We start from the raw sequence: 20,984 nt of genomic DNA, 5'->3' as shown, positions 1-20,984 counted from the left end.
GAAAGCGGCGCGGCAAAACGCCCGGCACGTCACCATACTAGGCGAGAAACAAAAGGCAAGTCACTGACAGGGAAGGAAGAAGGGGGATGGATGCGACAGCTTGTTCCTCAGGCGCACACTTATTGCGCAACACTCAGGTGACAATGGCCGTGGCAAACAGGCATAGAAAAAGCCCAGCATTGCTGCTGGGCTTTTGTGTTGGCTCCTCCTGCTGGACTTGAACCAGCGACATACGGATTAACAGTCCGCCGTTCTACCGACTGAACTAAGGAGGAATTGTACTTGGTGCCCAGAGACGGAATCGAACCGCCGACACGGGGATTTTCAATCCCCTGCTCTACCGACTGAGCTATCTGGGCAATATATAAATGGTGCCGGCTACCGGAATCGAACTGGTGACCTACTGATTACAAGTCAGTTGCTCTACCTACTGAGCTAAGCCGGCACACTTTAAACCTTTGTGCATGAACACATTTTTATTTCATGGCACCAAATTTTGGTGCCCAGAGACGGAATCGAACCGCCGACACGGGGATTTTCAATCCCCTGCTCTACCGACTGAGCTATCTGGGCGTGGGCGCTATTAAACGGATTTTAGGGCAGGTGGTCAACGGGAAATTTCACTTTTTGTCTCGTTCGTCTCTTTTTTGCGCAACATCATCCATTTCCCCTACTTCTTCCTGGCCGGGCTGCGCCGGGCGGCCCCAGACTCTGGGCTCCTCCCCTTTCAGCAGACGGGAGATATTCTCGTGATGGCGGATCAGAATGAGGCAGGAGAGCAGCGAGACCGGCAGCGTGTATTCGGGTTTGAGCAGGTAGGTAAAGAGCGGCGTCAGCAGCACGGTAATGATGGAGGCCAGCGAGGAGTAGCCGCTCACCAGCAGCACGACCAGCCAGGTACCGATTACGGCCCCGCCCATGGTAAAGCCGATGGGCATCATGGTGCCGAGTGCCGTCGCCACCCCCTTGCCGCCCCGGAAGTGGAAGAAGATGGGGTACATGTGGCCGAGGCAGGCTGCCACCCCGATGAAGCCGAGGTAGACGGGTTTGATTTGCAGATACCAGGCGAGATAGACGGGGGCCGTGCCCTTGAGCACGTCGAGCAGCAACACCACAACGGCAGCCACACGGCCACCGAGGCGCAACACATTGGTCGCACCCGGGTTGTGGGAGCCATGATCGCGAGGATCCGGCAGACCCGTGATGCGGGAAACCAGCACGGCACTGGACAGCGAGCCGCCCAGGTAGGCCAGAATAATCATCAAAATCGTCAGGGCCGTCATCTTGGTCGTTTTTACCACGATATGAATGGGGTATGATGCGGGCCACATTCTCTGGCTTGGCGTTGCCCAAAAGCGTGTCGCCCAAACCGACCGCGCGGCAAACTGGTTGCCAGGCCTGCATCCCTGCGCTGTTATCACAGCCCATCAAGAGTAAAGAAGAAGTACTGTCATGGACAAGGTGTTTATTCGCGGACTCGAGGTTTTGACCACTATTGGTGTCTATGAGTGGGAGAAAGGCATTCGCCAGAAGCTCTGTTTCGACCTCGAAATGGGCTTTGACAACCGTCCCGCCGCAGCAACCGACGATATCAATCTGGCACTGGATTACGCCACCCTCTCTCGCAAGATTTGTGATCACGCCTCCAGCAAGGTGGTGGAGCTGGTCGAAACCATGGCCGAGCAGGTCGCCATGCTGGTGCTGGCCGATGAGCGGGTACAATGGGTCAAGGTCACCCTGACCAAACCGGGCGCCGTACCCAATACCGCCGGCGTCGGGGTCGAGATCCTGCGCCACCGTACCCCGGCCACGAGCGCCAACTGATGGCCACCCTCTATATCCGTCAGGGTGCCAACTCGATGACAGGGAGCGCCGCATGACCCGCATCTATATCAGCCTGGGCTCGAACATAGAGCGTGAGCACCACATCCGCGCCGGACTCGACGCCCTGCAGGCGGAGTTTGGCGAGCTGGCTGTCTCCCGGATATTCGAGAGCGAGGCAGTGGGCTTCAATGGCCGCCCCTTCTACAACCTGGTGGTCGGCGCCGACACAGACCTGCCGCTGGCAACCCTGTGCCAACGGCTACGAGCCATGGAGTTCGCCCACGGCCGCGAGCCGGATGCCAAGAAGTTCGCTCCGCGCACCCTGGACCTGGATCTGCTGCTCTATGGCGATCTGGTCTGCGAGGCGCCGGTCGCCCTGCCCCGCGGCGAGATCCTCACCAATGCCTTCGTGCTCTGGCCGATGGCCGAACTGGCACCGAGCCTGCGCCACCCGGTCGATGGTCGCACGCTGGGCGAGCTGTGGCAGGGTTATGACAAGACCTCCCAGCGACTCTGCCCCATCCCCTTTCACTGGGAAGCGTGCGAGCTGCAACATCACTGAATCAACAAGGGCACCCGAGGGTGCCCTTGTTGCATCTTGCAAGGCGGCTTATCCGCCATAAGAAAGTGTGATTGGGCCCGGCCCGCCACGACTGGCAGGATGGGGCTCGCCACAGGAGACCCCCATGCCACTCGACACCATTCACGACTTCAACTGCCGGCTGCTCGCCGAACTGCCCCACCAGCGCTATGAGCACGAGCCCATCCTCGATTACGCCACCGACGAAAGAGTCAGGGCCCGCTTGGGCTGGCAGGCGGTATTCAGCAAGACGCTGTTTCTCAAGTTCAAGGATGGCCGCTTTGCCCTCCTGCTGACCCATCAAGGAGGACGGCTCGACAACAAGGCGGTCAAGGCCGCGCTCGGTGCCAAGCCCTCAATCTGCACTGCCGATGAGATGCAGGCCGAGATCGGCTGCCTGCCTGGCGCCGTCTGCCCCTTTCTGCCCCGCGCCGATATCCCGCTGCTGGTAGACCCTCAACTAATGGAGCATCACGCCTTCACCTGGACACCGGGCCACCCGGAACAGACCTTTCTGCTGGAGACAGCCCATCTGGCCCAAGTGCTTGAGCAACTGCCCTGTCTGGTCAGCTACCTGCCTGCGCCATCAGCCTGACTGCCGACGGCACAACCCGCTCACCCCTTGTCCCGCGCCAGCTGGGCGAAGATCAGCGCAGCCAGCATGGACATGAGACCAATGCAGAGATAGGTGAGGTGGAAGCCTCCCAGCCACTGCCCATCCGCCGCCGACGAACCGGCTGAGAAGAGTCCCAGCAGGCTGGCGGCAATCGCCACCCCCAGGCTCATGGAGAGCTGCATCACCACCGACAGCAGACCGTTGCCGCTGCTGGCATGCTCGGCGCTCAAGTCTTGCAGCGTAAGCGTGTTCATGGCGGAGAACTGCAGCGAGTTGATGGCGCCAAACACCATCAGCCAGCCCAGCAGCACCCCATAGGGCAGTTGGTTGTCGATGAAGTAGAAGCTGGCGATCATGGCCCCCAGTGCCAGGGTATTGCCGATCAGGATGCGGCGATAACCCACCTTCGGAATGAGCTTGTTCACCAGCGTCTTGGTCAGCATGGCCCCCAGCACGGTGGGGATCATGGTCATACCCGCCTTGCTCGGCGAGAAGCCAAGCCCCAGCTGCAGGAAGAGCGGTGTGAGGAAGGGCATGGCACCGCTGCCGAGGCGGGCAAACAGGTTGCCCCAGACGCCGATGGCGAAGGTGCTGGTCTTGAACAGCGCCAGACTGAACAGTGGCTGCTCGGCATTGGCGGCATAGAGCCAGTAACTCGCCATGGCGGCCAGCCCGAACAGCAGGGCAAACAGTGCCCAGCCGGTGGAGATGCTGTGCTCGCCCAGCCCCTGCAAGCCCACCGACACCAGTACCATGCCGGCGCTGAACATCACGAAACCCTGCCAGTCGAACTTGGCCGTGCCCTGCCGCAGATCGGGCATGAAGTGCCAGCTGGCGATAAAGCCGAGTATTCCCACCGGCAGATTGATGAGAAACACCCAGTGCCAGCTCGCCACTTCCACCAGCCAGCCGCCCAGTGCCGGGCCGATCAAGGGCCCCACCAGCCCGGGGATGGTGACGAACGACATCACCCGTAACAACTCGTGCTTGCTGTAGACCCTCAGCACGGCGAGGCGTCCCACCGGCATCAGCAGGGCGCCGCCTATGCCCTGCAGCACCCGGGCCGCCACCAGCATGGGCAGGGTATTGGAGGCGGCGCAGGCCAGCGACCCCAGGGTGAACAGCAGTATGGCGGCCAGATAGATACGGCGGGTGCCGAATCGGTCCGCCAGCCAGCCGGAGGCGGGAATGAGCAGTGCCACCGTCAGCATGTAGGCGATGATCACCGACTGCATCTGCAGCGGGCTCTCGCCCAGGGTCTCGGCCATGCTGGGCAGGGCGGTATTGAGTATGGTGCCATCCAGGGTCTGCATGAAGAAGCCGACCGCCGTCAGCGGCGGCAGCCACTTGCGCTGAGCAGGCGTAACCATGTGTGTGCTATCGGGCATGAGCAGCCACCTCCTCTTCAGATAAAAAAAGACCCGCACGAAAGCGGGTCATATTAGCCTATCAGGCATCCGGCTGGCCGAGCATGGCTCTGAGCTGCTCTTCCAGACTGGGCTCGGGGGCCTTGAGCGTATCAAGGAACAGCCGCTCGATCCCCGCCTTGTCCTGACTTTTCACGATAAAGACCAGCCGGGACTGGGCCTTGCCCTCCGGCCAATCTCCCAAAGCCTGCAGCGGATAGAGTTGACCATGAACGCCGTGGATCACCACAGGCTGGCTCTCTCCCTCCAACTGCAATATCCCCTTGAGCCGCAGCAGAGCATCGCCATATTGGACCTGCACCGCATCAATGGCGGCCAGCAGGCGGGATGGCTTGAGCGGCTCGCCGATGCGCAGGGAGAAGCTCTCTATGTTGCCGTGCTCGAAGTGAGTCGGTGCGGCCGTGCCCACCTTGGCGGCGAACGGCTTCATCTTCGGCTGCATCGGCGAGGCCAGCCCCTGCTTGGGGGATTCGGTGCGCAGCCAAGTCAGCAACTGGCGCACGTCGCGCCCCGCCGCTTCGTTGTAAGCGCCCAGCTTCTCCAGCACCGCAGGCGACAGCTCACCGTTGGTGACCCGCTCGATGGGGGCCGCCGGGTTGAGGGCGGCCAGCTGGGCCTCGACGCGAGCCAGCTGCTCGCCATCTACCAGATCTCCCTTGCTCACTACCAGCAGATCCGCCAATGCCACCTGTTTCACCGCTTCATACTGAGCGGCCAGCTGCTGCTCGATATGGCCGGCATCCACCACTGTCACTGTGCCATCGAAGCGGTAACGCTGGGCAATAAAGCCCTCTTCGCGCAGGGTAAAGAGCACGGGCGCCGGATCCGCCAGACCGGTGGTTTCGATAATCAGCCTTTTGAACGGCTTGATCTTGCGCTGGATGGCGCGCATGAACAGCCCCTGCAGCGCCTCCACCAAGGAGCCCTGCACCGAGCAGCAGATGCAACCGGAATCGAGCAATACCACCTGCTCATCTACCTGCTGCACCAGATGGTGATCCAGCCCGACAGAGCCGAATTCGTTGATCAACACGGCGCACTCGCCGAGTTCCGGCTGCTTGACCCAGTGGTTGAGCAAGGTGGTCTTGCCGCTGCCGAGAAAGCCGGTCAGCAGGGTCACGGGGATCCTGGTGTCTTGCATATCTGTCATATCGATGACTCCCCTTGGGTCGGCAGGGTGATGAGCACGCGGGTATCTTGCATATGGGTCATTTTCAATCCTTACCGGTTGGCAAACAGATCGCTGAGCCAGCGGTTTTCGAAGCGGCCATGGGGATCGAGCTCGCCCTTGAGGGCCAGGAAGTCATTCCAGCGCGGCAGCAGAGCCGGGAAGTCGTAGAGATCCATCGCCAGATGCTTGCCAAAATGGGGGATGCCACCTAGGGGCACCAGCAGTTGCTGCAGTTCGCGCATCTGCTCCATGGAGCCGTTGACAAAGGTGCCATCTGCCGCCAGATAGACCAGGAAACCGACCCAGCAGACCGATTTATCGTAGGCGGCGCTGAGCCAGGCCTCGGAGGGACCGGTACAACGCAGGATAAAGGGGTAGTGCAATACGCCCGGGTTGGCCTGCTGCCACGCTTGCAGGGTCTCCAGCGCCTCGTTCATACGATGAAGCGGCACCGCCACCTCACAGTTGATCTGGGGCGCCGGGATCCCCTTGCAGAGGATCTGGTAGACGTTGCCCACCAGATCGGAGGCGTCCTTGAAGCGGCGCACCGTCTCGAAGTGCTCCCCCGCCAACGCCTCATCCTTGGTGTCTTTCGCCATTTTCTGCAGGGTAGCATCTATGGTGGCGTTCATGCGGGCGTCGATATCACCCTCCAGCAGCAGCGGCTCGCTACCCGCGGCGCGGTAACGGGCCACCTCTTCCTCGGAAGCAGGATCCACCAGCCAGATGTGGCTCTCGCCGGTCCAGGCAAACCACCAGCTCTTCACGAAGCCGTGCTCGCGGTTGAGCCGCTCGTTGTGTTCCAGCAGGAAGGGGTAATCGGTGGTGAACTTGGTGCAGCGCATGATGCGGTTAGGCACGGTACGCAGGGTCACGTCGAGCAATATGCCGAGCATCCCCATCCCCATCACGAAGGCGCCGAAGCGCGGGTCGGGGCGATCGACTCGGATAATCTCGCCACTGGCCAGCATCACAGTCATCGCCTCTACGGCATCGCACAGGGCAGACTGGTGCAGCCCCTGACCGTGGGTGCCGGTGCTGAGGGCGCCGCCCAGAGTCTGGATGCCGATGACGCCGGGGGATGCCGGCAGCATCCGCTCCATGGCGATGAGTTCGGCGTAGATGGTATCGAGCGGCGTGCCCGCCTGATAGGTGACGGTATCGGCGGTTTTCGCCAGCTGGCCGCGCAGGTGGTGCAAATCCACCAGCAGTGCCTGACTGCCCTCGGCATAGACGCTGTGAATGGGTTCGAAGGAGAGGCCTGAACCGATCAGCCGCAGCTTGCGCTCCGGGTATTCACGCAGCAGCGCCTGCAGCTCGTCGCGGTTCTTCGGGCGCCACACCTGATCCAGGGCGCCGAGGGGGTTGGTCTTGGACCAGTTGAACAGCACCTCCCGATTGTTGATCGCCTTGATGCTGTGAAATGCCTGGAACTTGACCGTCATACCGCGCCTCATCTGACTTCTAAATGAGCGGCAATTCTACCGAAAAGTGGACCACAAGGCATGAAAAACAAGCCCCTACAGTCGGGGGTGGATAAGGGGGATGACTCCCCCACACCCTCAGCGCGATTGCTGGGTCAGTGCCAGCAGCATGCCAAACCCCACCAGCAAGCCGCCAAACACCCGGTCGATCCAGTGGCGCACCGCCAAGAGACGGGCCCGTACCGACGCGGTGGAGAAGAAGAGTGCCACCGCACTGAACCAGACCCCGTGGGCCAGCACTATGAAGGCGCCATAGCCGAGCTGGACGCCAAGGGGCGTTTCCGGCCGCACCACCTGCATGAACAGGCTGACGATGAAGATGGTGGTCTTGGGGTTGAGCACATTGGTCAGAAACCCGGTGCGCAGTGCCCCCAGGCTGGAGAGGGTTGGCTGGCTGGCCATCTCCTCATGGGTCACAGGCCTGGCGCGCAACATCTTGATGCCGAGGAAGATGAGGTAGGCGGCCCCTGCCAGCTTGATGAGGTTGAACAACCAGAGCGATTGCTGGATCAGCAGGCCAACCCCCAGCAGGGTGTAGGTCACATGGACACAGACCCCGGCCGCTATGCCGAGCGCCGTCAGCACGCCGGTGCGACGGGAGAGCAACAGGCTGTTGCGCGACACCATGGCAAAATCGGGCCCAGGGCTGATGACGGCAAAGAAGGTAATGGCTACTACGGCTAACAGTTCGGTCATGAAAAAGAATCCTGATGCTGAGAAATATCGGCTATTTTATTTGGCATATACACTAATAACGAACGATAACTTCTGACATGAATGGTGATAATAACTCACAAAAAGACCTCTCCCTCCCCTCCCTGACGGCACTGCGCTGTTTCGAAGTGGCTGCCCGCACCGAAAACTTCAGCCGCGCCGCCGATGAGCTGCATCTCACCCATGGCGCCATCAGCCGGGCGGTGCGCCTGCTGGAAGAGGATCTGGGGATCAGGCTGTTCGAGCGCCGCCAGCGCCGGGTCTTTCTGACCGAGGCGGGCAGCAGGCTCCATGAGGCCGTCAGGGAAGGGCTGGGCAGGATCCGGGAGACGGCGCAGGCGCTACGCCAGCAGAGCAAGCCCCAGTCGCTGGTCATCTCCTGCGAACCCACCCTGCTGATGCGCTGGCTGATCCCGCGCTGGCCCGCCTTTCAAGCCCTGCACCCCGAGCTGGACGTGCATCTGATGGCGGGCGGTGGCGCCCTCAGCTTTGGCAACGGCATAGACCTCGCCATTCGGCGCAACGACTTTCACTGGCCTGATGACCTTTACAGCCAGCGGCTGTTTGAGGAGCAGACCGGGCCAGTCTGTCAGCCGGGCAAGGTGGCACAGTTTTTCGAGCGACAAGGGGAACTGCCGGCTCTGCGCCCCTCTGCCCCCCGCCTGCACACCAAGACCCGTCCCGCCGCCTGGCAAAGCTGGCAGGAACAGGCCGGACAGAGTGCAAGCGACGAGGCGCCGACCCAGACCTTCGAACACTTCTACTTCAGCCTGCAGGCCGCCGTGGCGGGCCTTGGCGTCGCCATCGGCCCCTACCGGCTGGTGTGCGACGATGTCGCCGCCGGCCTGCTGGCCGCCCCGCTCGGATTCATCCCGGATGGCACCGGCTATCACCTGCTCGCCCCCGCGCCACCGATTCCCGGCAGCCCCCATGAGAAGCTGGCGAACTGGCTGCAATCCCTGAGCAAATAGGTTACGACACCTCGCGGGCCCAACCTGCTTCACTGGCTCGCATGTGGCTGCCGGACAGTGACGACACAGATTCAGCGGGCCCGGAAACCACTGCCACTCATTTGCGCCGCCAGCAACAAAGCATCGACCACTACGCGCAGCTTGGGCTGCATGTGCTGGCTCCTGGCCCAGATGACATTGATCGGCATCTCGCCACCGGACTGGTCATGAAGCACACAGACCAGCGCTCCCGAATCCAGCTGTTCGTTGACCAGCCAGGTCGGCACCTGAACCAGGCCAAGGCCAGCCAGCGCCGCTGCCAACACAGCCTCACCATCCCCCATTTCATAGCGTACCGGGATGTCGTAAGCCTCAGTCCGGCCTGCGCCATTTCGGAGCAGCCAGCTATGGCGATGCCCAGAGCGCCAGTCGATGATGCAGTCGTGCCGTGACAACTCATCCGGGGTCAGGGGAACCCCGCGTCGTGCCAGATAGGAAGGGGCCCCGCAGATGACCAGCTTCTGCTCTCCCAGCCGACGCGCAACGAGATCGGCCTGATCCTCCAGCGCACCTATGCGCACCACCAGATCGATGTTGGCCTCAATGAGATCGACCTTGCGCTCATTGAAGGTCACCGACAGATCCAGCTGCGGATGGCTGCCAGCCAGATCCAGCAGGATCGGCAGTACATGCCGGCGGCCAAACGCAGCGGGAAGATCGATTCGAACGCGACCCGACGGACTCTGTTGTCCCGATGCAAAGCTCTGCTCCGTCGCCTCCAGCACCCGAATCGCCTGGAGACAACTGACCAGATACGCCTCCCCCTCCTGGGTCAAACTCACCCGACGGGTTGTTCTGTGCAACAGCTTGACCCCCAGTCGTGCCTCCAGCCGCACTATGCTCTTGCTCAACGCCGAGCCGGTCAGCCCCAGCGCCAATGCCGCCACGGTAAAGCTGCCCGACTGCGCCACGGCGACAAAGTGCCTGACACTCAGAAAGGGGTCTTGTAGTGCCACGGATTCAGTCCCTGAAGGAAATAGAGATTGGAATAATAGCCACTTAATCAATTTCAAGGAATCAATCACACTGTTTACAGGCTCATTCAACGCCGCATCTTGCAGGTGATGGATTGGATGCCCTTGAGTTCCCCACTCGCTCAGACACGACTTCATGACCAGACAGGAGAGACCAGATGTTGACCGTTAAATCCCTCAGTGGACAAGTTGCCTTCGTACAGGGTGGTTCACGCGGCATTGGTGCCGCCATTGTAAAACGCCTCGCCCGCGATGGTGCCGCCGTGGCCTTCACTTATGTCTCCTCGGCCAGCAAGGCAGAAGAGATTGTCGCGACCATCACGGCTGCAGGTGGCAGGGCGCTGGCCATCCGTGCCGACAGTGCAGATGCCATCGCCGTACAGCACGCCATCCGCCAGACAGTCACCACCTTTGGTCGGCTGGACATCCTGGTCAACAACGCCGGGGTGCTGGTATGGGGCAACATTGAAGAGCTGACCCTGGACGATCTCGATCGCACCCTGGCCGTCAACATCCGCAGCGTGTTCGTGGCCTGCCAGGAGGCGGCGCACCACATGGGCAAGGGGGGACGCATCATCAATATCGGCAGCACCAACGCAGATCGCATTCCCATGGCGGGGGGGTCCGTCTACGCCATGAGCAAATCGGCCCTGGTCGGTTTGACCAAGGGCATGGCACGGGATTTGGGCCCTAAGGACATCACGGTGAACAACGTCCAGCCAGGCCCGGTCGATACCGACATGAACCCGGCTGACGGGGAATCGGCGGCGCAGCTCAAGGGGATGATGGCGCTGGCCCGTTACGGCAAGGATGAGGAGATCGCCAGCTTCGTCGCCTACCTGGCGGGGCCCGAAGCGGGCTATATCACAGGCGCCAGCCTGACCATAGACGGTGGTTTCTCCGCCTGACCCTCAGCACGACGTCACAAACAAAAGCCCCGGCATGAGCCGGGGCTTTTTATTGGACTGTCTGCGCCATACCGGCGCCAATCCTTATACCGCTTGCTGCAGGATCACCGCATCGGCCTTCTTGGTGTAGGAGGCGATCTCGTTGAAGTTGAGGTAGCGATAGGTGTCGGCCGCAGTGGCGTCCAGGGTCTTGGCATACTGCAGGTACTCGGCCACGGTCGGGATCTTGCCGATGATGGCGGCAACCGCGGCCAGCTCGGCAGAGGCCAGATAGACGTTGGCACCCTTGCCCAGACGGTTCGGGAAGTTGCGGGTGGAGGTGGAAACCACAGAAGCCCCTTCTGCCACGCGCGCCTGGTTGCCCATGCACAGGGAACAGCCCGGGATCTCGATGCGGGCACCGACACGCCCGAAGATGCCGTAGTAGCCCTCTTCGGTCAGCTGATCCTTGTCCATCTTGGTGGGCGGCGCTATCCACATGCGGGTCGGCAGCTCGCCCTGGAACTTCTCGAGCAGCTTGCCGGCGGCGCGGAAGTGGCCGATGTTGGTCATGCAGGAGCCGATGAACACCTCGTCGATCTTGTCGCCAGCCACAGTGCTGAGCAGACGGGCATCGTCCGGATCGTTCGGCGCACACAAGATGGGCTCCTTGATGGTGGCCAGATCGATCTCGATGATTTCGGCGTACTCGGCATCCTTGTCCGCTTCCATCAACACAGGGTTGGCCAGCCACTCTTCCATCCCCTTGATGCGACGGGTGATGGTTCGCGGGTCACCGTAGCCTTCGGACAACATCCATTTCAGCATGACGATGTTGGACTTGAGGTACTCGATGATCGGCGCCTGATCCAGCTTGATGGTGCAACCGGCGGCGGAACGCTCGGCACTGGCGTCGGCCAGCTCGAACGCCTGCTCCACCTTCAGGGTCGGCAGACCTTCAATTTCGAGGATGCGGCCGGAGAAGATGTTCTTCTTGCCCGCTTTCTCGACGGTCAGCAGCCCTTTCTGGATGGCGGCGTAAGGGATGGCATGAACCAAGTCACGCAAGGTGATGCCCGGTTGCAGTTCGCCCTTGAAGCGCACCAGCACGGACTCCGGCATGTCCAGCGGCATCACGCCGGTCGCGGCGGCAAAGGCCACCAGACCGGAGCCCGCCGGGAAGGAGATGCCGATGGGGAAACGGGTGTGGGAGTCACCACCGGTACCCACGGTATCCGGCAGCAGCATGCGGTTCAGCCAGGAGTGGATGACGCCATCACCCGGACGCAGGGAGACGCCACCACGGTTCATGATGAAGTCCGGCAGGGTGTGGTGAGTCTGCACGTCGATGGGCTTGGGGTAGGCCGCAGTGTGGCAGAAGGACTGCATGGTCAGATCGGCGGAGAAGCCGAGGCAGGCCAGATCTTTGAGCTCATCGCGGGTCATGGGGCCCGTGGTGTCCTGAGAGCCGACCGTGGTCATGCGAGGCTCGCAGTAAGTGCCGGGGCGAATGCCCTTCACACCGCACGCCTTGCCGACCATCTTCTGGGCCAGGGTGTAACCCTTGCCGGTATCGGCCACAGGCACAGGACGGCGGAACACGGTGGAGAACGGCAGACCCATGACTTCCCGCGCCTTGTCGGTCAGGCCGCGGCCGATGATCAACGGAATACGGCCACCGGCACGCACCTCGTCTATCAATACCTCTGTCTTGAGTTCAAACTGGGCCAGCACCTGCTCGGTGCCGTGCTTGCAGATCTTGCCAGCAAACGGGTAGATGTCGATCACATCGCCCATCTCCAGCTTGGAAACATCCACTTCGATGGGCAGGGCGCCGGCATCTTCCATGGTGTTGAAGAAGATGGGGGCTATCTTGCCACCCAGGCAGACACCGCCGGCGCGCTTGTTCGGCACATGGGGAATATCGTCGCCCATGAACCAGAGCACCGAGTTGGTGGCGGATTTGCGGGAAGAGCCGGTACCGACCACATCGCCCACATAGGCCAGCGGGAAACCTTTCTCTTTCAGGGCGTCAATGGTCTTGATGGGGCCGACGGTGCCGTCATTGTCCGGGGTGATGCCGGGACGGGCGTTTTTCAGCATGGCCAGGGCATGGAGCGGAATGTCGGGACGGGACCAGGCATCCGGCGCCGGTGACAGGTCATCCGTGTTGGTTTCGCCAGTCACCTTGAACACGGTAACCGTGATCTTCTCGGCCAGCTCGGGACGGGAGAGGAACCACTCGGCATCGGCCCAGGATTGCATCACCCGTTTGGCGTGAGCATTGCCCGCCTTGGCCTTCTCTTCCACGTCGTGGAAGGAGTCAAACATCAGCAGGGTGTGGGAGAGGCCCTTGGCGGCAAGAGGGGCCAGGGCGTTGTGGTCCAGCAGATCGATCAGCGGTTGAATATTGTAACCACCCTGCATGGTGCCCAGCAGCTCAACAGCTTCGGCGGCGGTCAGGATGGGAGAGTGGGCTTCGCCCTTGGCGATGGCGGTGAGAAAACCGGCTTTGACATAGGCCGCTTCATCAACACCAGGGGGAATACGGGAGGACAACAGCTCTTTCAGAAAGTCTTGTTCGCCAGCGGGCGGGTTCTTGAGAAGCTCAACCAGGGCGGCGACCTGCTCTGCATCCAGAGGTTTGGCTACCACGCCCTCGGCGGCACGTTCTGCGACGTGTTTACGGTATGTTTCAAGCACGACTAATTCCTCTTTGGTCTTTTTTTGGGGTTCGCCCACGCTCGCGGCGATCGTCCTTGCGGGACACCCGTAGGGTGCCCCTCACTATATAAGTTTTAACGACTAATTAAAATCCAAACCCTGTACACATATTCACCAAAAACACATAACCATTTAAACTTGCTCAGGTTTTGCCGGCAGATAAAAGACACAGCAGAAATAAGTTAACAAAAAGGCATCATTTGGCCGTTATTCGAATGTGGTGCCCAATTGCAGATAAAACATGTTGTTGCCCCCCTCCGCCATGCCGTAACCGAGGAAGATGGGGCCGAGGAAGCTCTCCACCCCCACATAGACGGAGCCAGCGGTGAACGAGCTCTCCATGCTGATGTCTTCCCCCTTGTCCCATACCCCGCCCTGCTCCAGGGAACCGCCCAGATAGAGCGGGGCCCGCAGTGCGCCAAAGTCGTTGTCCGCCACCCGGTAGATGTAGCGCAGGCCGCCAAACAGGCTGTAGCGACCGCTGAGCTGGTAGTGCTGGAAGCCGGACAGCCGGAACAGGCCACCCAGATCCTGCACGAACAGCGGATACTCTTCCTGCGAGGTGGATCCGCCCCCTTCCAACATCAGGTTGAGGCTGTGCCTGTCCCAGGACCAGGGCTTGATCATCGTCAGGTGATAGTTGACCCCCTCGGTGTTCTCCGTCGGCTTGCCGGTCGGCTCTATCGTGACGTGGGAGTAGCCGCTCTTGACGTCCCAGTAGACCCCCTGATACGGGAAATAGCGACTATCCAGGGTGTCGTGCTCGAAGCGGACATAGGGCCCCCAGGAGGAGGCATCCACCTTGGCATCCGCTACGTTGCGAATGTCGATATCGCCCACTTTTCCCTCCAGCCCCAGCGAGAGGCGGCTCCAGGGCTGGCGATTCCAGCCCACCGCCAAATCGACGCTGGTGAAGGTGTATTCGGAGTCGATATAGCTCACCCCATCCTCCGTACGCGTCTCCTCGGGAGTGAAGATGCGGCGCTGGGTCTTGTCATAGGCCAGACTCGCCTCGCCGTAGAAGGTCTGGGAAGGCTCCAGCGGCGTGTAGAAATCGGTCTTGAGGTGCTTGGCGGTACCGAGCGATGCCTCGGTCAACCACTCGGCCCCCCAGTCATTGACGTTGGTAAGGGTGTAGGACATGCCGACGTTGTAGTTGGAGCTGCTCTCGAAATCGTCGGAAAAGCCGAACTGGAAGTTGAGGTAGCCCGGTCCCCAGTTCTTCTCGCTGGCATCCACCACCAGCACGTTCTCGCCCTCGCGCTCTTCCACCTCATAGGTGATGCGATCGAACGACTCCAGCGCGTAGAGACGGCGAATGCCCGCCTCCAGGCTCTCATTGGTCTGCACCTTGTCCGGTCGCACCTTCAGCATGGCGCGCACCGTCTCGTCGGAGAGGCGGGACTTGTTGAGGATCTCCACCTTGTCGATGTAGTAGGCGGGCTGCCCGCTGCGCTCGGCGCGCCGGCTCAGTTTCTGATTGCGATAGGCGGTGTAGGCGGAGGACGAGAGGGAAAGCGTATCGAGCTGGGCGGAGGCGCGATTGGCCACCGCTTCCCCCCGCTTGATCCCTTCCGGCATCAGGGTGAAGTCGGCTATGCCCATGCCGCCAAACTCAGGGGTCAACAGTATGTCTTTCGGCCCCAGCAGTGCTTTCTGCTTCTCGGTGCCGACCTGAGTCATGTAGGTGGTGAGCTGATCTATCATGGCGAGACCGGACTTGAGAGATTCACGGGTACGCAGCTTGGCGCTGATATCCACCGCGATCACCACATCGGCGCCCATCGCCTTGGCCACGTCCACCGGCATGTTGTTGACTGTGCCACCATCGGCCAGAATATGCCCCTCCCACTCCACCGGCTTGAGGGCGCCGGGAATGGACATGGAGGCCTGCATCGCCTTGGCGAGGCTGCCGCTCCCCAGCACGAAGGGAGTCACCGTCTCCATGTCGGTCGCCACGGCGCGATAGGGGATGGGCAGATCGTCGAAGCTCTTCTGCGCCGGCAGGTTGGACGTGGCGTGGCGCAGCAGGCTGGCCATGGACTGTCCCTGGAAGAAGCCATCCGGGAACTGGACCGAATCACCGTTGACGCCGATGTCGGTGCGCAGCTGGTACTTCTCGCTCTGCTGCTTCTTGCGCAGGGAGAGCTCGTCACGACCTACCTTGTCCTGATAGCCCTTGTTCCAGTCGATGGCGAGCGTGGTGCGTTCCACCTCTTCGGCGCTGAGCCCCATGGCATACATGCCCGCCACGTAGGAGCCCATGCTGGTACCCACTATGATGTCGACCGGAATGCGCTTCTCCTCCAGCACCTTGAGGATGCCGATATGGGCCGCCCCCTTGGCGCCGCCACCACTCAGTACCAGAGCAATCCTGGGCCGATCGGACTGGGCCGCCGCCATGAACGGCAGGCAAGCCAGCAAAACCAGAAGCAGGTGGGTCCATCCCCGACGAAAGATGCGCATATGATTTTCCATTGAATCCAGTGCGAGCCAAGTGAGCAATGAAGCCTACTATAAGGTGCGAAAAAGGAACCGCAACCGCCACGACAGCGATATGGCGCACTCACCGAGCCGCCAATGAGGCTGAACAATCCGGCACCGTCCTGTGAGCGCAAACGCAATCTGCCAATAAAACCGGCAAGCCTCTCAAGGGCACCCGGGCGCTGCCGCTAATATGGGCTCAATCCCGTGTCCACACTCCTGAGTCACTCCCATGCTTGCAAGCCTGACACTCAAACAGAAAATTCTGGCCACAGTCACCCTGGCCGTGGTGCTCTCCTGCCTGCTGGTGGGCTATTTCAGCCAGCGCTCGGCCCAGCAGCTGATCGAAACCCGCATGTTCGAGCAGGAGCTGCCCAACCTGACCCAGCGCATCGGCAAGGAGATCGAAAAGGATCTCACCTCGGTCGCGAGTGCCGCCAAACAGCTGGCCAATGATCGCTTCGTACTGGACTGGGTTGCCCGTGGCATGCCCAAGGAGCAGGAGTCCATCCTCATCGATCAGCTCAAGGACATGACGGCACAATACGGGCTGGTCACCGCCTCCTTCGCCGACCGGCAGAGTGCCGCCTACTACAACCAGGACGGCTTCCTGCGCAATCTGACCCCGGAGCAGGACGCCTGGTTCTACGGCTATACCAAGAGCCCGCAAGACTTGATGCTCAGCATCTTCCGCGAGGCCAACGGCGAGGTGAAGCTGTTCGTCAACTTTCAGCAGCTCAACGGCCGTGGGCTGGCAGGGCTCGCCAAGTCCCTCGACAGCATGGTCAGCATGCTTGCCAACTTCCGCATCGGTGACAGCGGCTTCGTGTTCATGACGGATGGCAGCGGCAAGGTGAAGCTGCACCCGGATGCCGCCCGTATCGACCGGGACAATCTGGCCCAACTGGCCAGCGGCGGCAGTACCAATCTGCTGAGCAAGCAGGCGTTCGCCGCCACCCATGCCGAGGTCGATGGCCAGGCCGTGGTGCTGGCCACCAGCTACATTCCCATGCTCGACTGGTATCTGGTGGCCCAGGTGCCGGAAGCCGAGATCTATGCCGAGCTGGACAAGGCGCGGCTGCACATACTGCTGGTCAGTCTGGCCATCGCCGCCGGCATGGGGCTGCTTGGCATGCTGCTGGCCGGCTCGGTCAGCCGACCACTCAACGAACTGGCCCGCCTGTTCCGTGAACTGGGCAGTGGCGACGGGGATCTGACCCAGCGTCTCAAGGTGGAAGGTCGTGATGAACTGACCCAGGTCGCCACCGGCTTCAACAACTTCGTCGCCAAGATCCATGCCTCCATCGAACAGGTGGCCAGCAACTCCCGCCAACTGGCCGCCACCGCCAACGAGGTGGCCAGCAAGGCGCAGCTGACCCAGCACAACTGTACCGCCCAGCGCGACCGCACTGTGCAGGTGGCGACCGCCATCCACGAGATGGGGGCCACAGTCGGCGAGATAGCCGGCAACGCCTCGCTGGCGGCCGACGTGGCCAGGCAGGCCAACGATCAGGCCGATGCCGGCGCCCTGGTGGTAGCCCAGGCGCGCCACGGCATCGTCGGGCTCTCCGGCGAGATTGAGCAGGTCGCCGGGGTCATAGAGTCATTGGCCAACCAGACCGACTCCATCGGCAGCATTCTCGACACCATTCGCAGCATCTCCGAGCAGACCAACCTGCTGGCGCTCAACGCCGCCATCGAGGCCGCCCGCGCCGGCGAGCAGGGCCGCGGCTTCGCCGTGGTGGCCGACGAGGTGCGCAACCTGGCCAGCCGATCCGCCGCCTCCACCGCCGAGATCCAGGGCATGATCAACCGCTTGCAGGAGCAAAGTGCCCGCGCTGTCAGCGCCATGGCCCAGGGCCGCAGCCAGAGCCTGGAAGTGGTGGCTCAGGCTGACGAGGCCAATGCCGCCCTCGGCCATATCACGGCCCACATCACCCAGATCAGCGACATGAACATCCAGGTCGCCACCGCCACCGAAGAGCAATCCAGCGTGGTTGGCGAGATCAACCGCAACGTGGAGGACATCAACCAGCTCACCATGGAGACGGCCGACATAGCCCACCAGCTGACCGAGTCCAGCCGCAGCCTGCAGCAGCTCTCCGGCGAGCTCGACAAGCTGGTCGGCAACTTCCGGCTGTAACCCATCGGCAGCCTGCCATCAGCAAGGGAGCGCCATGGCGCTCCCTTTTGCTATCCGCTCTTTCGCCCTGCCCTTTGCCGGGGAGTCGGCCAATTCATATCTATACTGGCAACAACCCACCTGGACCACATCATGGCCAGCCATGAAGGAGCACTCCCTTGCTAGAAGGTAAACTGACGCTCAAATTGCAGCTGATCCTGGCTGTCACCGTGCCCTGCCTCGCCCTGCTGCTCGTGGGGGGCGCCAGCCTGCGAAGCATGGGCTCCATCCAGCAACAATCCACCGAGCTTTACCAGAACACGGCCACCCCCATGCGCGCCATGGCGGAGGTGGTGTCGCGCATTCCCCGCATGCGGGTAGGGATCGACATGATGCTGTTGCAGGATACCTCCCTCAAGGATGCGAAAGGGGTGATCACCCGGGTCAAGGAGAGCCGGGAGGAGGACATACCCGAGATGCGCCTGGCCATGCAGCAGGCGGTGACTGCCCAGACGGATCCGGCGGCCAGGGCCAATGCCCAACGACTGCTGAGCCAGTTCGAGGGCATGGCGAGCAACGAACTGAATCCCATGCTGCAGGCCCTGGAGCAGGGGGATATGGAAGCGGCCAGAGGCATCTATCGGGATCGCTACACTGTCACCTATGGCTCCATGCGCAAGGATGCCAACGCCCTGCTCGACGGCCTGATCCAGCAGGCCCAGCAGCGCCACCAACTGGGTGAGCAGAGTTATGCCAGCGGGCGGATGCAGATGATCACCATCATCACGGCCGCCATCCTTATTTCGCTGCTGGTCTCGGTGCTCATACTGATGAACCTCAAGCGCCGGGTCGGATTTCTGCAGCAATACATAGGCTATGCCGCCGAGCATCTGGCACTGGACTCCCGCGCCCAGCTGAGCGGCAACGACGAACTGGCGGAGATCACGCTGAGCTTCAACCACTTCGTCAGCAAGATCCACAACGCCATCGAGCAGGTGGCCCGCAACTCCCACCAGCTGGCCGCCACCGCCGACGAGGTCGCCAGCAAGGCCCAGCTGACCCAGCAAAACTGTACCGCCCAGCGCGACCGCACAGTGCAGGTGGCCACGGCTATCCACGAGATGGGGGCAACGGTGAGCGAGATTGCAGGCAATGCCTCCCAGGCGGCCGAAGTGGCCAGGCAGGCCAACGATCAGGCCGAAGCAGGCGCCGGTGTGGTGGCCCAGGCGCGCCACGGCATAGTCGGTCTTTCCGACGAGATCGTGCAGGTAGCCGGGGTGATAGAGTCGCTGGCCACCCAGACCGATTCCATCGGCAGTATTCTGGAGACCATCCGCAGCATCTCGGAGCAGACCAACCTGCTGGCCCTCAACGCCGCCATCGAGGCGGCCCGCGCCGGCGAGCAGGGCCGTGGCTTCGCCGTGGTGGCCGACGAGGTGCGCAACCTCGCCAACCGCTCCGCCGCCTCCACCGCCGAGATCCAGGGCATGATCCATCGGCTGCAGGAGCAGAGCGCCCGTGCCGTCAGCGCCATGACCCAGGGCAGAAGCCAGAGTCTGGCGGTGGTGACCCAGGCCGACGAGGCCAACGGGGCGCTAGGCCAGATCACCGCCTACATCACCCAGATCAATGACATGAACATCCAGGTCGCCACCGCCACCGAGGAGCAGTCCAGCGTGGTAGGCGAGCTCAATCGCAACGTGGAGGATATCAACCAGCTCACCATGGAGACAGCCGACATAGCCCACCAGCTGACCGATGCCAGCCGCAGCCTGCAACAACTCTCCGGCGAGCTCGACAAGCTGGTGGGCAATTTCCGGCTCTGACCGGCATCTTGCATTGAGCCAGAAACAACAGAGAGCGCCGCGGCGCTCTCTGTTGTTTCTGCTGGTTGCTTGTATTGCGGCATCGTCAGCGCTTGCCATCCCGCTTGCGCTGATACATCAGCTCATCCGCGCGGGTAAGCAGTTCAGCCAGCGACACACCGCCACCCCCGTCATAACAGACGATCCCGGTGCTACAGGTCAGCGCATAACCGCAACCATTGCGCCGATTGTGCTCGGCCAAGATGGCGTTGAAACGCTCATAGGCCAGTAGCGCCTGCGCTTCCACCACATTGGGCAGCAAGACGGCGAACTCATCGCCCCCCATCCGGGCAAACACATCGGCGCCGCGAAAAGCCTGTTTGAGCAGGCCGGCAAAGACAATCAGGGCCCGATCCCCTTCAGCGTGTCCCCACCGATCGTTAATCCGCTTGAAGCCATCGAGATCCAGATAGAGCAACGCCAGTGGCATCTGCAAGCGACTTGCCAGCGAGAGGCTCTTCTCTGCCAGCATCGCGAACCCCCGCCGATTGGAGATCCGGGTCAGCTCATCAATGGTGGCCAATTGCACCGCTTCGAGTTCCCGCACCACCATCGCCGCCAGATCCTTGAGCAGACCCACATCTTCGTCACTCAAGACCCGCGGCACCGTATCGATGATGCAGAGCGTCCCCAGCTTGCAGCCGTTGGCGATCTGCAGTGGCTGTCCGGCATAGAAGCGGATACAGGGCCCGCCCACCACCAGCGGATTGTCGGCAAAACGGGGATCCTGCGAGGCATCCGGCACGATGAAGGTCTCATTACCCATGATTGCGTGACCACAGAATGAAATATCCCGCGCGGTCTCGCTGACCTCCAACCCGATACAGGATTTAAACCACTGGCGCTCTTCATCTACCAGGCTCACCAGCGCGATCGGTACATCAAACACCCGTCGGGCCATGCGGGTCAGCCGGTCAAACCGCTCCTCGGCCTCTGAATCAAGCAAAGAGAGCCGCCTCAGGGTATCCAGTCGCAATGCCTCATCGGATGGAATGGGTGCCTCTAACATGAGTTCTCTCTCATTAGCGCCAAAACCTACCTTTAGCATAAGTAGCTTTAGAAAAGTCAAAGCGGTACGGAGAAAAACAAAAAGCCGCTCATT

The 20,984-nt window shown here is 61.6% G+C and carries 16 protein-coding genes and 4 tRNA genes; 7 read left to right on the top strand and 13 right to left on the bottom strand.

All coding sequences use genetic code 11. From position 1 onward, the window contains the following. Positions 1-199: 199 nt before the first annotated feature. The 5 genes from BN1128_RS09615 to plsY form a co-directional block, all read right to left on the bottom strand. A tRNA-Asn gene (locus BN1128_RS09615) sits at positions 200-275 on the bottom strand. An 8-nt stretch (positions 276-283) separates the two neighbouring features. Continuing rightward, positions 284-359: transfer RNA gene (locus tag BN1128_RS09610), tRNA-Phe, on the bottom strand. A gap of 10 nt (positions 360-369) precedes the next feature. Beyond that, a tRNA-Thr gene (locus BN1128_RS09605) sits at positions 370-445 on the bottom strand. Between the two features lie 52 nt (positions 446-497). Next, positions 498-573: transfer RNA gene (locus BN1128_RS09600), tRNA-Phe, on the bottom strand. A 47-nt stretch (positions 574-620) separates the two neighbouring features. Continuing rightward, complete coding sequence (gene plsY / locus BN1128_RS09595; RefSeq protein WP_042868065.1) at positions 621-1,283, bottom strand: glycerol-3-phosphate 1-O-acyltransferase PlsY; 663 nt, start codon at positions 1,281-1,283, stop codon at positions 621-623. Between the two features lie 169 nt (positions 1,284-1,452). On the opposite strand from plsY, the gene folB reads away from it, so the two are divergent. From folB to BN1128_RS09580, 3 genes are all read left to right on the top strand, one after another. After that, the gene (gene folB, locus BN1128_RS09590; protein ID WP_042868063.1) at positions 1,453-1,824 is read left to right on the top strand and encodes a dihydroneopterin aldolase; all 372 of its coding nucleotides are present in this window, start codon (positions 1,453-1,455) and stop codon (positions 1,822-1,824) included. A gap of 52 nt (positions 1,825-1,876) precedes the next feature. Next, a complete protein-coding gene (folK, locus tag BN1128_RS09585; RefSeq protein WP_042868061.1) occupies positions 1,877-2,386 on the top strand; it encodes a 2-amino-4-hydroxy-6-hydroxymethyldihydropteridine diphosphokinase in 510 nt (169 codons plus the stop codon). Positions 2,387-2,510: 124 nt separating this feature from the next. Then, the gene (locus BN1128_RS09580; RefSeq protein ID WP_042868060.1) at positions 2,511-2,999 is read left to right on the top strand and encodes a YbaK/EbsC family protein; all 489 of its coding nucleotides are present in this window, start codon (positions 2,511-2,513) and stop codon (positions 2,997-2,999) included. A gap of 20 nt (positions 3,000-3,019) precedes the next feature. Here BN1128_RS09580 and mdtD read toward each other — a convergent pair whose 3' ends face one another. From mdtD to BN1128_RS09560, 4 genes are all read right to left on the bottom strand, one after another. After that, positions 3,020-4,408, bottom strand: coding sequence for a multidrug transporter subunit MdtD (mdtD, locus tag BN1128_RS09575; RefSeq protein WP_042868058.1), 1,389 nt, complete (start codon positions 4,406-4,408; stop codon positions 3,020-3,022). A gap of 61 nt (positions 4,409-4,469) precedes the next feature. Further along, on the bottom strand, positions 4,470-5,597 hold the full coding sequence (locus BN1128_RS09570; RefSeq protein ID WP_042868056.1) for a CobW family GTP-binding protein: 1,128 nt from the start codon (positions 5,595-5,597) through the stop codon (positions 4,470-4,472). Between the two features lie 71 nt (positions 5,598-5,668). Continuing rightward, positions 5,669-7,063, bottom strand: a complete 1,395-nt coding sequence (locus BN1128_RS09565) for a D-arabinono-1,4-lactone oxidase (protein WP_042868054.1) — start codon at positions 7,061-7,063, stop codon at positions 5,669-5,671. A 117-nt stretch (positions 7,064-7,180) separates the two neighbouring features. Further along, entirely contained in the window at positions 7,181-7,798 is a 618-nt protein-coding gene (locus BN1128_RS09560; protein WP_005314128.1) for a LysE family translocator, read from the bottom strand. Between the two features lie 77 nt (positions 7,799-7,875). Here BN1128_RS09560 and BN1128_RS09555 point away from each other — a divergent pair, with 77 nt between their 5' ends. Beyond that, positions 7,876-8,787: a LysR family transcriptional regulator gene (locus BN1128_RS09555; RefSeq protein ID WP_042868052.1), complete on the top strand. Its 912-nt coding sequence runs from the start codon at positions 7,876-7,878 to the stop codon at positions 8,785-8,787. A gap of 71 nt (positions 8,788-8,858) precedes the next feature. Here the strand turns inward: BN1128_RS09555 and BN1128_RS09550 are convergent, their stop codons facing one another. Continuing rightward, positions 8,859-9,782 carry a LysR family transcriptional regulator gene (locus tag BN1128_RS09550; protein ID WP_042868050.1) on the bottom strand — a complete coding sequence of 308 codons (924 nt, stop codon included), beginning with the start codon at positions 9,780-9,782 and terminating at the stop codon, positions 8,859-8,861. A gap of 176 nt (positions 9,783-9,958) precedes the next feature. On the opposite strand from BN1128_RS09550, the gene BN1128_RS09545 reads away from it, so the two are divergent. Then, positions 9,959-10,708: a 3-oxoacyl-ACP reductase family protein gene (locus BN1128_RS09545; RefSeq protein WP_042868047.1), complete on the top strand. Its 750-nt coding sequence runs from the start codon at positions 9,959-9,961 to the stop codon at positions 10,706-10,708. 84 nt (positions 10,709-10,792) lie between these two features. On the opposite strand, the gene acnB is transcribed toward BN1128_RS09545, so the two are convergent. Continuing rightward, on the bottom strand, positions 10,793-13,390 hold the full coding sequence (gene acnB, locus BN1128_RS09540; protein WP_042868279.1) for a bifunctional aconitate hydratase 2/2-methylisocitrate dehydratase: 2,598 nt from the start codon (positions 13,388-13,390) through the stop codon (positions 10,793-10,795). A 228-nt stretch (positions 13,391-13,618) separates the two neighbouring features. Further along, on the bottom strand, positions 13,619-15,877 hold the full coding sequence (locus tag BN1128_RS09535; RefSeq protein ID WP_042868045.1) for a patatin-like phospholipase family protein: 2,259 nt from the start codon (positions 15,875-15,877) through the stop codon (positions 13,619-13,621). Positions 15,878-16,127: 250 nt separating this feature from the next. Between BN1128_RS09535 and BN1128_RS09530 the strand changes: the two genes are divergently transcribed. After that, positions 16,128-18,038: a methyl-accepting chemotaxis protein gene (locus BN1128_RS09530; RefSeq protein ID WP_042868043.1), complete on the top strand. Its 1,911-nt coding sequence runs from the start codon at positions 16,128-16,130 to the stop codon at positions 18,036-18,038. 158 nt (positions 18,039-18,196) lie between these two features. Further along, positions 18,197-19,843: a methyl-accepting chemotaxis protein gene (locus BN1128_RS09525; protein WP_042868041.1), complete on the top strand. Its 1,647-nt coding sequence runs from the start codon at positions 18,197-18,199 to the stop codon at positions 19,841-19,843. 85 nt (positions 19,844-19,928) lie between these two features. Here the strand turns inward: BN1128_RS09525 and BN1128_RS09520 are convergent, their stop codons facing one another. Then, positions 19,929-20,891, bottom strand: coding sequence for a GGDEF domain-containing protein (locus BN1128_RS09520; protein WP_042868039.1), 963 nt, complete (start codon positions 20,889-20,891; stop codon positions 19,929-19,931). Positions 20,892-20,984 lie beyond the last annotated feature (93 nt).

The organism is Aeromonas piscicola (assembly GCF_000820005.1).
Lineage (GTDB): Bacteria > Pseudomonadota > Gammaproteobacteria > Enterobacterales > Aeromonadaceae > Aeromonas > Aeromonas piscicola.
Note: the sequence above shows the minus strand (reverse complement) of the source record. Positions and strands in the feature narration are given on the sequence as shown.

Excerpts from the sequence above, each read along its gene's own strand:
- BN1128_RS09580 (WP_042868060.1), top strand. The coding sequence starts at position 2,511 with ATGCCACTCGACACCATTCACGACTTCAACTGCCGGCTGCTCGCCGAA.
- BN1128_RS09560 (WP_005314128.1), bottom strand. The coding sequence starts at position 7,798 with ATGACCGAACTGTTAGCCGTAGTAGCCATTACCTTCTTTGCCGTCATC.
- BN1128_RS09530 (WP_042868043.1), top strand. The coding sequence starts at position 16,128 with ATGCTTGCAAGCCTGACACTCAAACAGAAAATTCTGGCCACAGTCACC.
- BN1128_RS09570 (WP_042868056.1), bottom strand. The coding sequence starts at position 5,597 with ATGACAGATATGCAAGACACCAGGATCCCCGTGACCCTGCTGACCGGC.
- mdtD (WP_042868058.1), bottom strand. The coding sequence starts at position 4,408 with ATGCCCGATAGCACACACATGGTTACGCCTGCTCAGCGCAAGTGGCTG.
- BN1128_RS09555 (WP_042868052.1), top strand. The coding sequence starts at position 7,876 with ATGAATGGTGATAATAACTCACAAAAAGACCTCTCCCTCCCCTCCCTG.
- plsY (WP_042868065.1), bottom strand. The coding sequence starts at position 1,283 with ATGACGGCCCTGACGATTTTGATGATTATTCTGGCCTACCTGGGCGGC.
- BN1128_RS09565 (WP_042868054.1), bottom strand. The coding sequence starts at position 7,063 with ATGACGGTCAAGTTCCAGGCATTTCACAGCATCAAGGCGATCAACAAT.
- BN1128_RS09520 (WP_042868039.1), bottom strand. The coding sequence starts at position 20,891 with ATGTTAGAGGCACCCATTCCATCCGATGAGGCATTGCGACTGGATACC.
- folB (WP_042868063.1), top strand. The coding sequence starts at position 1,453 with ATGGACAAGGTGTTTATTCGCGGACTCGAGGTTTTGACCACTATTGGT.
- BN1128_RS09545 (WP_042868047.1), top strand. The coding sequence starts at position 9,959 with ATGTTGACCGTTAAATCCCTCAGTGGACAAGTTGCCTTCGTACAGGGT.
- folK (WP_042868061.1), top strand. The coding sequence starts at position 1,877 with ATGACCCGCATCTATATCAGCCTGGGCTCGAACATAGAGCGTGAGCAC.
- BN1128_RS09535 (WP_042868045.1), bottom strand. The coding sequence starts at position 15,877 with ATGCGCATCTTTCGTCGGGGATGGACCCACCTGCTTCTGGTTTTGCTG.